This window comes from Paenibacillus sp. FSL W7-1287, assembly GCF_038004245.1.
Lineage (GTDB): Bacteria > Bacillota > Bacilli > Paenibacillales > Paenibacillaceae > Pristimantibacillus > Pristimantibacillus camelliae.
The window spans coordinates 2,175,798-2,190,000 of record NZ_JBBORD010000001.1 but is presented as its reverse complement, the minus strand read 5'-3'; the positions used below and the strand labels follow the sequence as shown (position 1 = coordinate 2,190,000).

At 41.7% G+C, this 14,203-nt stretch carries 12 protein-coding genes and 2 pseudogenes (1 of these 14 running past the window's edge); 6 read left to right on the top strand and 8 right to left on the bottom strand.

Going from position 1 to position 14,203, the window contains the following annotated elements; translation table 11 throughout:
- From lexA to ku, 6 genes and pseudogenes are all read left to right on the top strand, one after another.
- On the top strand, positions 1-354 hold the 3' portion of the coding sequence (gene lexA, locus NSQ99_RS09945; protein WP_340836379.1) for a transcriptional repressor LexA. 282 nt of this gene lie to the left of the window's left edge; 354 of the gene's 636 nt are visible here — the last part of the coding sequence; its start codon lies beyond the left edge, outside the window; its stop codon occupies positions 352-354.
- A 360-nt stretch (positions 355-714) separates the two neighbouring features.
- Positions 715-1,068: pseudogene (locus NSQ99_RS09940) on the top strand (excalibur calcium-binding domain-containing protein); the annotation flags it as partial.
- Between the two features lie 51 nt (positions 1,069-1,119).
- Positions 1,120-1,278 carry an excalibur calcium-binding domain-containing protein gene (locus NSQ99_RS09935; protein ID WP_340838770.1) on the top strand — a complete coding sequence of 53 codons (159 nt, stop codon included), beginning with the start codon at positions 1,120-1,122 and terminating at the stop codon, positions 1,276-1,278.
- A gap of 201 nt (positions 1,279-1,479) precedes the next feature.
- Entirely contained in the window at positions 1,480-1,767 is a 288-nt protein-coding gene (locus NSQ99_RS09930; protein WP_251666377.1) for a phosphatidylinositol kinase, read from the top strand.
- 679 nt (positions 1,768-2,446) lie between these two features.
- Positions 2,447-4,000 (top strand): annotated as a pseudogene (locus NSQ99_RS09925) (IS1182 family transposase); the annotation flags it as partial.
- Positions 4,001-4,189: 189 nt separating this feature from the next.
- Entirely contained in the window at positions 4,190-5,023 is an 834-nt protein-coding gene (ku, locus tag NSQ99_RS09920) for a non-homologous end joining protein Ku (RefSeq protein WP_340836378.1), read from the top strand.
- Between the two features lie 97 nt (positions 5,024-5,120).
- Here the strand turns inward: ku and NSQ99_RS09915 are convergent, their stop codons facing one another.
- From NSQ99_RS09915 to NSQ99_RS09880, 8 genes are all read right to left on the bottom strand, one after another.
- The gene (locus NSQ99_RS09915) at positions 5,121-5,297 is read right to left on the bottom strand and encodes a hypothetical protein (RefSeq protein WP_340836377.1); all 177 of its coding nucleotides are present in this window, start codon (positions 5,295-5,297) and stop codon (positions 5,121-5,123) included.
- A 295-nt stretch (positions 5,298-5,592) separates the two neighbouring features.
- Complete coding sequence (gene glnA / locus NSQ99_RS09910; RefSeq protein WP_340836376.1) at positions 5,593-6,921, bottom strand: type I glutamate--ammonia ligase; 1,329 nt, start codon at positions 6,919-6,921, stop codon at positions 5,593-5,595.
- A 30-nt stretch (positions 6,922-6,951) separates the two neighbouring features.
- Positions 6,952-7,362: a MerR family transcriptional regulator gene (locus tag NSQ99_RS09905; protein WP_213513186.1), complete on the bottom strand. Its 411-nt coding sequence runs from the start codon at positions 7,360-7,362 to the stop codon at positions 6,952-6,954.
- A gap of 58 nt (positions 7,363-7,420) precedes the next feature.
- Positions 7,421-8,710 (bottom strand): methionine gamma-lyase family protein, encoded by a 1,290-nt coding sequence (locus NSQ99_RS09900; RefSeq protein WP_340836375.1) that lies wholly within the window; start codon positions 8,708-8,710, stop codon positions 7,421-7,423.
- Between the two features lie 62 nt (positions 8,711-8,772).
- Positions 8,773-9,741, bottom strand: a complete 969-nt coding sequence (locus tag NSQ99_RS09895) for an AAA family ATPase (protein ID WP_251666382.1) — start codon at positions 9,739-9,741, stop codon at positions 8,773-8,775.
- Positions 9,742-9,864: 123 nt separating this feature from the next.
- Entirely contained in the window at positions 9,865-10,809 is a 945-nt protein-coding gene (locus tag NSQ99_RS09890; protein ID WP_340836373.1) for a YdcF family protein, read from the bottom strand.
- On the bottom strand, positions 10,806-11,360 hold the full coding sequence (locus NSQ99_RS09885) for a DUF402 domain-containing protein (protein ID WP_251666384.1): 555 nt from the start codon (positions 11,358-11,360) through the stop codon (positions 10,806-10,808). Before NSQ99_RS09885 ends, NSQ99_RS09890 begins: the two co-directional genes overlap by 4 nt.
- 165 nt (positions 11,361-11,525) lie before the next feature.
- Positions 11,526-14,066, bottom strand: a complete 2,541-nt coding sequence (locus NSQ99_RS09880; RefSeq protein ID WP_340836372.1) for a transglycosylase domain-containing protein — start codon at positions 14,064-14,066, stop codon at positions 11,526-11,528.
- Between the last annotated feature and the right edge of the window lie 137 nt (positions 14,067-14,203).

The window sequence follows — 14,203 nt, the reverse complement described above, 5'->3', positions numbered from 1 at the left end:
AAAGTAACTGCAGGGATTCCGATTACAGCTACCGAAAATATTGAAGATTATTTTCCACTATCTTCACACTTTATAGGAGAGCATAATGTATTCGTCCTTAATGTTGTTGGGGACAGTATGATTGAGGCTGGCATACATAATGGAGATTTAGTTATTGTCCGTCAGCAACAAACCGCTAATAATGGAGATATTGTTGTAGCGATGACTGAGGATGATGAAGCAACGGTGAAAACATTCTATCGTGACAAGGATCATATTCGATTGCAGCCTGAAAACTCCACGATGGAGCCAATCATATTAAACAATGTTACTATTCTAGGAAAAGTAATCGGACTATTCCGTGATATGCACTAACAATAATAGTTATCCATTCTGACCACTATGCAATCGATCACCGCATAGATGGTCTTTCTTTTTTCAATTCATAGCTTGTTATATTGCAATAACTAACACACAACTAAGATAACTTTATGGAGGTATACAGTGAAGAAGAACTTTCTGTATGTACTCGTATGTCTACTCTTGCTAGCGGGATGCAGTACCACTAATAGTACGGGCGGAGGAACCAATAAGCAGCTCCCCTCCCTAGAAGAGAATGCAAACGAAACACATGCTAACCAATCCTTAGAAACGCTTGAAAGCAACTTTACTCCACTCGAGGGTTCATCTTCTCTAGAGGATGAGTCATTACTTGCTGCACCGAATGATGAGCAAACTTCGAATAGAGTTCAAACAGAGCCAGATGAATATGATTACGTCCTTATTTTCCCAAGTGATCGTTATCCTGAAACCGCACTTCATATCTATAATGCGATTGAAAATGGCCACTCCGATGTTTGTACGATTGATCGCGAGGGCGCTGATGAGAATCGAAAGCAATCGTTGCAAGGTATTGACACTAGAGATGGCTATGATCGCGATGAATGGCCCATGGCTATGTGTGAAGAAGGTGGATACGGTGCGAGTGTAGCCTATATTGACTCCAGCGATAATCGTGGCGCGGGCAGCTGGGTTGGACATCAGCTATCAGCTTATGACAATGGAGAACGTGTATTATTTATTGTAGAGAAGCCTCAGCTTTCATTCCCTTTCGGAGAGGGATCGAAAGACAACACAAAAGTGTCTGAAGATATTGACGAAACTCCTATAGAGGTGAAAGTAACTTATAATAATTGTTCAGAAGCACGCGACGCAGGAGTAACACCTTTGTTTGAGGGTGAGCCTGGCTACAGTAAAAAGCTAGATCGAGATGGTGACGGTATTGCATGTGAGGCATAATGATGTTAGCAATCTATCAAATTAATCATCTAATTCTAAATAGATATTAAAGGGATGCCAGTGATGGCATCCCTTTTTATATTGTACTAGTTGTTATCATAGTACTAAAAAAATTATTTTCACAAGGATAGGCGATTACCATATGCAACATAGTCACTCCTCCATAGACTATAGTGTATTAATTTATAATGGAGGTTGAGTATGGAAACAAGTAGTTACAGAGATATATGTATGTCCTGCATGCATAAATATGTTGGAATACAAACAAGTGACGGTATGACTCAAGATGGATTTATTGCACATGTTGATAATGAATATGTTACGTTGGCTATTCCATCAAACGAAATGATTGGCGGAATGCCAATGCAGCAACAAGGCTATAGACAGTTTGGCTATTACCCTGGCTTTTATCCAAGAAGAAGGTTTTACCAAAGACGTTTTCCACTTGCAGCATTAACAGGACTTTTTTTACTTCCATTCTTCTTATAAGAGATGAGGGGGTAGATAAGATGATCTTATCTACCCCCTCATCTTTTTTTATTGTGTGGCTCATGGCTCATCATGTTCCATGGTCAAATAGCCTCCTCCTCCCCCTCTAGATTTTATTCATTAGTATGTGCATTACACCATTTCCTTAAATTTGAATTCAACTCAAACGTTCGTCTAGATCAACAATATGAAAAAATCATATTATGGATTATCTTGATCGAAGGAGGTAGATAAGATGAACAACAGACGTCGTAGAATTAAAGTTGTTAAAGTAAGACCAGGACAAAAAGTCCTAATCATCGGTGTAAGAAGACATCGCCGTCGCCGCAGCTAGTCTAAAACCTCCCAAGTAATGTTCGATCCTGAAGGAAAGATCATTGGGACTACTGCAAGAAAACCTAAAACTCTTGCAATTATCGTGAATAGCATGCCATCTAAATGGTATGTGGGTAGCATCCATTAGGCCGATACGCATAATGAAATTATGCTGCCCGCATACTGCACTCACTCTTTACTAAAGTGGAAGCTGGGACAAAACCCCACCTGACAAACAAAGAAAGCCGTTGAAATTTTACGACGAGTAAAATTTCAACGGCTTTAATATTTTTTAAATACAAAAAGAACACCATCTGTTAAAATTAAGTCACCACAACCAAATCCAACAAGAAAGGTGTTCCTTATGTTTAAAGATTATAACATGAATCAATTAGTTTTGCCTCTAGATTTAGAAGTTAAATTACAAGAAAACGACATTGCGTTTCATATCCATCATCTTGTAGAAAGTATTCCAGATGAAGCCTTTGCTTCATTTCTTCGTCATTCAGGTTGTCCAGCTTATCATCCACGCATGATGCTCAAACTTATTTTATGCGGCTATACTCAGTCTGCTTTTTCAGGTCGAAAAATCGAAGCATTAACGAAGGACAGCATTCGTATGATGTGGTTAGCCCAAGGGTATGAGCCTAGCTACCGCACCATTAATCGTTTTCGTATTCATCCTGAAATGAAAAACCTCATCCGTCAATGCTTTATTCAGTTTCGTTGTCAACTCGTTGAAGAAAGGCTCATTGATCAGGAGGCTATTTTTATTGACGGTACAAAGATCGAAGCCAATGCGAATAAGTTTACATTCGTTTGGAAAAAAGCCATCGAAAAGCATCACCGTAGACTCATTGAACAATCCAATCAGCTCTACAATGAACTGCTGAACAACAAGATCATTCCTGAAATGGCACGTGAACAGGATGAACAGCTTTCCAATGAACAACTACAAGAAATCGCAAAAAAACTAGAGGAAGTTGTAGAGGACTATACACAAACCATCGCTCATACAGAGGACATCGCTGAGCGTAAGCAGCTACGCCGTCAACGCAAAACACCTAAGCAAATGGTCAAGCAGGTTCGAGAATGGATTGGACGTAAACAAAAATATGAAAAGGATCTAGACATTTTAGGTGCACGCAACAGCTATTCTAAAACAGATCATGATGCCACCTTCATGCGTATGAAAGACGACTACATGAAAAACGGACAACTCAAGCCTGGTTACAACGTCCAAATTGCAACCGAAGGGCAATACACGTTGGCCTATGGCATTTTCCCTAACCCAACCGATACAAAAACGTTGATTCCATTCCTACATACCATTGAAGAAGAATACTTTGAATTACCTCAACATATTGTTGCGGATGCAGGCTATGGCAGTGAACAAAATTATGATCATATTTTAACGAAGATCAACCGTACACCTCTGCTCACGTATGCTCATTACTTGAACGAGCAAAAAAGAAGATTCAAGACAGACCCTTTCCAAACGAGTAATTGGGAGTACGATGCAGAGCAAGATCACTATCTGTGCCCCAATGAGAAGAAACTTCTATTTCAGCGCTATGTTACGCGCAGAGACCGCTCAGGCTTTATGCGAAAATTTAAGCTATATGAATGTGAAGAATGTACAGGCTGCCCATTCCGTTCTACCTGCACCAAAGCACAAGAGGGAACGAATCGTACGCTCATGATCAATGAAACATGGGAGCAGCAAAAAGCCTATGTGAGAGAGAAGCTTTCAGAAGACAAAACAAACAAGCTCTACCGCCAACGAAAAATTGACGTAGAGCCAGTTTTTGCCTTCTTGAAGGCTAATTTAGGTTTCACTCGTTTTATGCTTCGAGGGAAATCTAAAGTCGAATATGATATTGGTCTAGCATTATTGGCTGTTAACTTGAGAAAGTATGCGGTGAGGACGTAAGTTTTCACCCATAAGTAACAAGCAATATGCAACAGGGATGAAATCTGAATCGATTTCATCCCTGTTTTGTTTATGAGAAGCTAGTTTTGTCCCAGCCTCTTCTTTAATTTCTAAAGTATGAAGCATATTATTATTCAACTGCTGGACATAATAAGGTAAAAAGGAGTGAATGGAATGCATACCGTATGGAAAGGTGCTATTAGCTTTGGCTTGGTCCATGTTCCGGTCAAGATGCACTCTGCTACCGAGGATAAGGACATTCATTTCAGACAGCTACATAAGGAATGTAAAATGCCTATTTCTTATGAAAAAAAATGTCCACACTGTGACAAAGCTGTTACTTCAGATGATATTGTGCGAGGCTTTGAGTATGAGAAGGATAAATTCGTAATTATTAAAGATGAAGAATTAGAAGCGATTAAGCCTGAATCTGCTCGTTTAATAAAAATATTGGACTTTGTTGATCTAACCGACATCGACCCTATTTACTTTGAGAAGCCCTATTATCTTTCTCCCGATCAGACCGGGGGTGGCGCTTATAGTCTTCTATTGGAGGCCATCAAGCACACTGGTAAGATCGGAATAGCTAAAATCTCGATACGCAGCAAGAGCAGCCTTGCTGCTATTCGTGTCGTAGATAACTGCTTATGCTTGGAAACGATGCATTTCCCTGACGAGATCCGTGCCATCAATCAAGTACCAAATTTGCCTCAAGCGACTTCAGTAAATGATAAAGAATTAGAAATGGCTAAAACACTCATTGAGCAGCTAAGTGAAAAGTTCGATCCAACGAAGTATAATGATGAATATCGTGCAGCCTTATCAGAGCTCATTGAACAAAAAATTGCTGGTGAGAGCGTCGATATCGTCAATGCACCAGCTGCAGTGAAAACGAATGTTATCGATCTGATGGCTGCATTAAAAGCCAGCATTGAAGCAACGAAGCCTGAGCCCCCAGCACCTAAGAAAAAAAGACGAACGAAGAAGTCCGAAGAAAAAATATCGTAATCAAATATGTACATTGCTAAACATATGAAAAATGGCGCAGCAAGTTGCTGCGCCATAAAGTGGATGTAATGACCGTCTCATTTTTGATTGTGTTTGCTTACTTAGCCTCTTTCACCCACATACGAAACTTTTTCTGATCAACGCAATATTCTATCCCTGACAACTGATAATCGCTATCCTTCAACGAAAAATTAATTTTAAGATTGAGAATTAATTCGATCTCATCTCTACTGAAAAACATTTCTGTTTCATCAAGCTCAGGAGTTACCAGCATAACATTTATCATCGTTTATCATCCCTTCTAGTTCATTCCTATAAACCTACTGAACACACCAAGTTTACTCGATTGTTTTTTAATCATATTATCTATATTCTTAGTATGTATTGCCCGTATAGACCAAATCCTCAGGTCATTTACTTTTTAGCATTTCACCTATATGTGTGCCTAGAGCTTTCACTGTAAATACTCTAGTAAATAGATACATCACCCTATCATTGCTAGCATATGTTCTATTTTAAAACTAAAACCCGAGCAATTACGGAATGTAATTGCTCGGGTTTATAATGCATTAATAATGCGTCAAGTATTGATCAAGCTCCCATTGATGAACTTGTGTGCGATACATATCCCACTCGATTTCCTTTAACTCATAGAAATGTGCAAGGGCGTGATCACCTAGTGCATCACAGATTACATCGGAGCGTAGCAGCTCATTCAATGCTTCTCTGAGATCTGCAGGAAGACTATATATGTTCTCATCTAGGCGCTCTTCCTCTGACATAATATAAATATTACGATCAACTGGTGCTACGAGCTCCATCTTATTGCGAATGCCATCTAGACCTGCTTTTAGAATTACAGCTAGTGTCAAATACGGATTTGCAGCTGGATCAGGATTGCGTAATTCTACTCTCGTAGATAATCCACGTGATGCAGGGATCCGAATCATTGGTGAGCGATTGCTTGCGGACCAAGCTACATAGCATGGTGCCTCATAGCCTGGAACAAGTCGCTTGTAGGAATTAACAACCGGATTCGTTATTGCTGCCATTGCACGCGCATGCTCCATCACTCCAGCCATAAAATGACGAGCTGTTTCACTTAAGCCAAGTGGATCCGTTTCATCATAAAATGCGTTTTCATCTCCTTGGAATAAGGATACATGACAGTGCATACCAGATCCATTTGAGCCGTAAAGTGGCTTAGGCATAAATGTGGCATGCAGACCATGCACACGAGCAACCGTTTTGACAACAAGCTTGAACGTTTGAATTTGGTCTGCGGCTTTAATCGCATCTGCATATTTAAAGTCGATTTCATGCTGACCTGGAGCAACCTCATGGTGTGATGCCTCGATTTCAAAGCCCATCTCCTCTAAGGTTAGAACGATATCGCGTCTGCAGTTTTCTCCAAGATCCATAGGGGCCAAGTCGAAATAACCGCCATGATCATTCAACTCTGTCGTAGGATTACCCTTCTCATCCGTTTTGAATAAGAAGAATTCCGGTTCAGGTCCGACATTCATGCTAGTGAAGCCCATTTCTTCTGCCTCTTTCAATACGCGCTTTAATATACCGCGCGGATCACCGGCAAATGGAGTACCATCAGGCATGTAAATATCGCAAATTAGTCGGGCAATACGATCCTCGTGGACCCACGGGAAGACAACCCAAGTATCCAGATCAGGCACAAGATACATATCAGATTCCTCGATACGTACATAGCCCTCGATGGAAGATCCATCGAACATCATCTTATTATCTAGTGCTTTGTCTAATTGGCTTACCGGTATTTCTACATTTTTTATGGAACCTAATAAATCCGTGAATTGCAGACGTATGAAACGTACGTTTTCTTCTTTAGCGATGCGTTTAATGTCTTCTCTCGTGTAACCCATCCTATCATCTCCTTCTAACCTTAGGCTAAATTAACGCTTATGCAAAAACCGAGTAAGCTGGCCTTGAATAATTGATGTTTGTCCAGGCCGCTTTTCGAGTAGCTGCTGCTTCAGCATACGATGAAGCTGAGTATCTGACATTTCTCTGCGTTTTACTTCAGATTGCTCACTAACCTTCGTTGCTTCTTCGGATTCTTTAGAAACCGGATTCATGACTTGCTTTATTCCAGCAATGTTAACGCCTTTCTCGATTAGAGACTTTATTTCAAGTAGACGCTCTACATCATTAAATGAAAATAGTCGTTGATTACCGCCTGTTCTAGCAGGAACAATCAGCTCATGCTGCTCATAATAGCGAATCTGTCTTGCTGTTAGATCGGTAAGCTTCATCACAATACCAATTGGAAACAAGGCCATATTTCTACGAATTTCGTCAGCCATATCGCACCATCCTTCCCGTTGATTAATGACTTCATTGTACCGACACGTCACATATATGTCAACCTATGTAAGGTTTAATTACAATCTGGTCATTTTTCAGCATCTTTTCTAACGATAATAGGATACCGTATTTAACATGTGCATAGGTCAGACCACCCTGCATATATGCTATATATGGCTCCCGAATCGGCGCATCCGCAGACAGCTCAAGACTACCACCTTGAATAAATGTACCTGCTGCCATTATAACGGCATGCTCATAGCCAGGCATGTCCCATGGCTCAGGGGTAACATGTGCATCAACAGCTGCTGCTTGCTGAACACCCTGCACGAAGCTAATGAGATGATCGGCTTGTCCAAAACGCACAGCTTGAATCAAATCAGTTCGCTTTTCATTCCATTTTGGCTTTGTTTCAAAGCCAAGCTTCTCAAATACAGCAGCAGCCAACACACTGCCCTTTACAGCTTGAGAAACAATATGTGGTGCAAGAAATAAGCCTTGATACATCGCTCGCAGTGTGCCGAGCATAGCTCCAACCTCTAAGCCAATGCCAGGGGCTGTTAATCGGTAAGCAGCTGCCTCGACATATTCGGCTTTTCCTGCAATATATCCACCCGTTTCAGCGATACCTCCACCAGGATTTTTAATGAGAGAGCCTGCCATCAGGTCTACGCCTACCTCTGTAGGCTCTAACAGCTCAGTAAATTCCCCGTAGCAATTATCAACAAAAATAATCGCATCCTCTGTTAGCTTTCTTATTTGTTCCACCATGTGCTGGATTTGCTCAATGGTGAACGAAGCTCTCCAATCATAGCCCCGAGAGCGTTGAATGCCAATAACCTTTGTTCTAGAAGTGATTGCTTTCGCAACTTCCTCCCAATTCACTTGTCCATCGTCAAGCAAATCAACGCATGCATACGAAATACCCCAATCTGCTAATGATCCTGAATTGTCTTTCTCTTTCCCAATTACCTTATGTAAGGTGTCATACGGCTTACCCGTAATATATAGCAGCTCATCTCCTGGACGAAGGACCCCGAACAACGCCGTGCTAATCGTATGCGTTCCTGATGCAAAATGTGGTCGAACAAAAGCTTTTTCCGCTCCGAACACATCAGCATATACGAGGTCTAACACCTCTCGACCGCGATCATTGTAGCCATAACCGGTAGAGCCTGAAAAGTGATAATCACTCACTTTATGCTTCTGAAACGCTTGAATAACCTTCCACTGATTGCGTTCTCCGATACGCTCGACCTCTACAAACGCTTCGCTTACTTCTTCTTCTGTGGCCTGAAGCAGCTGCTCCAGCTGCTCCCAGCTTTCATTATTCTCTTGATGTATCATGTTACTATTCACCTCAACCATAAATTAGGCATCTCTACCTCACAATAGAGATGCCGCAGCAGTTACTTAATATCTTCTGAGCGAATGCTCATTAACTCATTTTTACTCGGCGTACCTCGCGGGTAATGATTCATTAGCCGCACAGCATGCTGCCTAACTGCCTTCTCCAGCAAATTCCTTACATACCTAGCGTTACTGAATGAAAACTGTTCGGTTTGCTTTGCCTGCATAATTAGCTGCCTTAGCTTAAATGCGGCATGCTGCGAAAGCACATAATCTCTTTCCTTCATCATTAACTCTCCGATCTCCATCAGTTGATCGGTCGAGTAATCTGGAAAGTCAATAATTAGGGGGAATCTAGAGGGTAGACCGGGATTCGTAAGCAAAAACTGCTCGATTTCATAAGGGTAGCCCGCAAGTATCAATATAAATTGATTTTTCGAATCCTCCATATGCTTCACGAGCGTATCAATCGCTTCTTTCCCGAAGTCCTTCTCACCACCACGAGCTAAGCTGTATGCTTCATCGATAAACAATACGCCGCCCATCGCCTTTTTAATGAGATCTCGTGTTTTTTGAGCAGTGTGTCCGATATATTCGCCTACTAAATCTGCACGTTCTACTTCAATCAAATGCCCTTTAGATAGTACGCCCATCTTCTGAAACAGCTTCGCGACAATTCTAGCGATGGTTGTTTTCCCGGTACCAGGATTACCCTTGAAGATCATATGATAAACGTGACTAGACTGACTTAATCCCATCTCCTGTCGCATGCGACTAATATGCAATAACGCATAGATCTCATAAACAATTGCTTTAACCTGCTCCATTCCTACCATGGCGTTCAATTGTTCTTCGAATTCCGCAAACAGATGATGTGTGTTCGTCTTCTCTTCTTGTATGGTACGCTCCTCCAGCGATGGAGGCTCAGATATGACCGGTGTAGGCTCAGGGTTACGCAACACAACATTAATTTGCCTTGATGGCCGAGAATGTATGATGGAATCGCTAGCTATCACTTTACTGCTCATAGTATGCATCACCTTTCCTTATAAAGCTGAGCAAAGAAATCGTAGTAAAAGTGTATTCTAGCTAGTACCAACATATTAAAAGATTCCGTTACTATAATGCAACATGACCTTCAGGGCATGATATCATAACGTAATTCCAAGTGGTATAAGCAGCTTATTAAGCTGCCACTTTGTATAAGCTAGCATTTCTCTCGTGTAATGATAGCCTTCATTCAGAACCTCCGTCTCGAAGCCTGCTGTTTGCACATGTCCAAAATCAACAAAGCTCGCAATATCTTCTGCACGCTTTGTATGGTAGTGATGTGTAATAATCATAACGGAATGAATGCCATGTAGATCAGCAACTCTTTTACTGAAGCTTAAATTCTCATATGTATCTCTAGAATGACTTTCTAACAGCAATCGGTCCTCTGGAATACCGCCGTTAAGCAAATAATTTTTCATGCCCTCTGCTTCCGTTAAGCCTCTGCTTTGTTCAGGCTTTCCCCCGCTTAATATGAGAGAATCCACATAACCGTCCTCATATAGCTGGATCGCATAATCTAATCTTTCCTTCAACGCCGGGCTCGGCTGGTTATTCCACATTGCTGCTCCTAATACAATACCCGCATCGGCTTTTACTAATGGCTTCTGTTCATTAAATACAATCATGTAATAGGCGAACAAGCACCAACTCAGAACAAGACATGATGCAACAATGATCAATTGCACTATCCTCGCTAGAGGACCACGTTTACGCTTGCCTTTGCTGCGCTTTGACTTGGCCTTGCTGCGTGCTACAGCAGCCTTTCTTGGCTTTGCTAACGACTTCGCTGACTTTGCTGTCGTCTTACTGTTAGCAGCTTCAGAACCAGCCGCAGCTTTGCCGTTTACAGCTCGCTTGCTCTGATTGCTTGGCTTACGAGACTGTACTGCTGCTGCAGCCTGTTCATCGAAAAACTCATCAAATTGACGACCAGCCTTCGCTTTAATATTCCCTTTATTATGCTGCGGCCTAGATTGCTTACCTGCGGCTGCTCGATAGGCAGCATGTTGATTTTTCTTTTCAGCAGGTGGTCGCATCGTCATGATTCACTCAGCTCCCACGCTTTATCATATAGGCGCTTATGCTTCATGCTTAATGTGAAAAACCTAAATTTCCCGTTGCGAATCATAGACATTACTCTTGATGCCGTTTTTTGCGCAAGTACAACATCCTTATAGGAAATATCCCCCGCCTGATAAGCTTCTTCTAGCTCATCCTCATCCATAAGAAATACTTCGCCACTTGGCAGCACAACTACATCCAAATACAAATCATCAAACCATGGCACCTTCTGCTCGGTTAGCCCCTGGTTTTTACAAACATCTATGTACCACTGTACCACTTTCCCATCCTGATCAAACATCGTTGTAACGACATAATGCTCTCCTTTGGGGAAATGCTGCATCCATACATATCCCTCATCAGCAAGACATAGCTCCTTACCTCCATACACTTTATATAACGGTTCTCTGAGCTCGTGGATACGATAAAAGGTAAGAAGGCCGTGGAATTCTTTCTGATCAACCGACATACAGGAGTAACTTTTGCGAATAATCCTTCTCCAATTTGCGCGATCTGAGAATTTTCTTTTCATAGTTTGCTTACCTTTCTTTTTGATCAATAAACATCATATTTAAAGCTTACCATAGTCAGAAGCAATATCCAACATTTACGACAAAGAGAGCGCCAGAAATTGTTCTGGCGCTCCTGATGAGTATTATTGTATAACATATTTCAGCCATTACTCTTTATTCCTACTTTATTGCTGTGCCTCGTGATTCCCTTCCATGTTCAGAAGCTCATCTATCAAACCACCGATATCATTACCTGAGCTTTGCCCTTCAGCGCCTGTATCTGTTGGCTCCGTAGGCTGTTCCGGATTATCGACTGGTGGTGTCGGTTCAGTCGGTGCAGTTTCCTGCGGTAATTCTTCAACTGGTGGTGTTGGCGTAGGATCTGTCGGCGGATAAGGATTTCCTTCCACCCATTCCTCATCCTCCGGTAATTCATTGTCTCCATCCATTGGAAGCTCCGGAACTCCAAAATCACCATCAGGAATATCAATAGATATCGTATTCGAAGGCGCGCTTGATATTTCGTTTTCTAGATCATGCGCAACAACATAATACTGATAGTTGTAGCCTGGGAATACACTCATATCTTGGATCGTAAGCGTTCCTTCCGTTTCTGCGAAATGTGTAAAGCTTCCACTATTTTGCTCCATACGGAACACTTCGAACGTTACGTCCCCTTCATAATTAATACTCCAATCAAGCGTTACGATACCATTCATCTCATCGTACGTATACGATAAAGGCCCCATTTCAATGGAAGGCGGCTCTACAACCTCTTCCTCAACGACTGTAAAGTTCTGTTTAGGAATGGAAGCAAGAGCTGGCTTCATCACTTTCGCAAACAACGAAGTAGCCTGTGAGCTTCCTTTCTTCAATAAGTGATCTTTATCGGTATTGTCATAGCCCATCCAAACAGCTGCCGTCCACTCAGGTGTATAGCCTACAAACCATACATCGCGGTTTTCGCTTCCTTTGTGACCTGGTATACCGTGCTGAGTCGTACCTGTTTTACCTGCAACTGGACGATCAATTTGAGCTCTCTTCGCTGTACCTGCCTCTACGACCGCTTGCAGCATTTGAGTTAGATACGCTGCTGTTGATTCCTTCATGAGGCGTTCAGCTTTTGGTGCAGAATATTCTTTTGAATAGTTGTTACCTTTAATACTGCGAATCGTATGAGGGTCAACACTCATCCCATCATTAGCAATGACACTATATGCTGTAGCCATTTCCAGTGGAGAGAAGCCTTGTTCTAGACCCCCTAATGCACTGGATAAATTATATTCATTCTCGTTCAGGCCGACGCCGAGCTTCGTTGCAAATTCATTGGCTTTCTTGAAGCCTACTTCATTCAACAACCAAACAGCTGCGAGATTTCGCGACTCCTGTAATGCTAATTGCATCGTTACAGGTGTTGCTCCCCATTTATCACGTGGACAATAATCTCCAAAGCAGGTGCGATCAATATTTAAGATGCTTGAAGGTGATAAATTATCATGCTCTAGTGCTGGTCCAAAAGCAATCAGCGGTTTATAGGATGAGCCCGGTTGTCTTTTCTTCGTGACGCGATTCCAGCCCTTCTTCACATAATCGCGACCAGCAGCCATCGCTTTAATCTCACCCGAGCTATGATCCATAATAATCATTGCTCCCTGTGCGAGCTGATCATCTACACTTTCCTCAAAGTTTTCAGCATTAGCAAATTCTGCATCCATAATATCTTGAGCCTTCGTATCTATCGTAGTATAGATATGAAATCCACCTACACGAAGCTCTTCCTCTGATAGCCCTGTCATCTCGATTGCTTCCTCGACGACATAATCAATAAAGGCAGTATATTTAGAATTCGAATACTTTTCCGCATGATCTGGCTGAACATATTCTACTGTCTTCGCCTCGTTCATTTGCTGCTCTGTAATGTAGCCTTGATCATACATAAGCTGAAGCACTACTGCACGACGTTCAAAGGAAGCCTCAGGATTGTTAATCGGATTATACCGATTCGGTGCCTTAGGCATCGCCGCCAGTGTTGCTGCTTGCCATAGCTCTAAATCCTCAAGCTCAGTATCAAAATAGTACTCTGCTGCAGATTTAATCCCGTGTATACCTTTCCCGTAATAAATTCGGTTTAGATACATCGATAAAATTTGTTCCTTGGACATTTGATTTTCGAGTGCTACCGCAATCGAAGCTTCTGTCGCTTTTCGGAAAATCGTTTTATCGGCACTTAAGAATACGTTTTTTGCAAGCTGCTGCGTAATGGTACTACCGCCTTCAACCGCACTTCGTGCAATAATATCCTTAACAACCGCACGTCCAATTGAGATAAAGTCAAGCCCAGAGTGCTCATAGAATCGTTTATCCTCTGTTGCAACGAATGCATCGAGCACGACCTTAGGAATTTCAGAGAACTCTGCTATTTCTCTATTTTCATTCACATCGACTAGTCGGGCAATTTCAATGCCCTCTGAATCATAGATAATCGATGCTTCACCAAAGTTAAGCTTATGACCATGCTCATCCAAAATTCTTTCACCATTAATGATAATGGCAGAATATCCAAGTATTGCGGCTACGATACCGAATACAATGGCGAAGAATAAACTGTAAAACCAAATTTTCCCTCTATTTTTCTTTTTCTTTCTGGGCTTTTGCTTTGTTTTTCCTGATTGCTGCCCACGGTCCTGAGCTTTACCGTTAGCATTGCCTTCGCGATATTCACTCATGCTGACCCCTCCTAATCCCATCAATCTCTCTAATTTGATGCCTAGTATAAACTTTAAAGCAAACAACTGACAACTTTTACAGCAAATACAACGAATAAGCAAAACAACATAACAACAACAATGAGGTGAAGTAACGA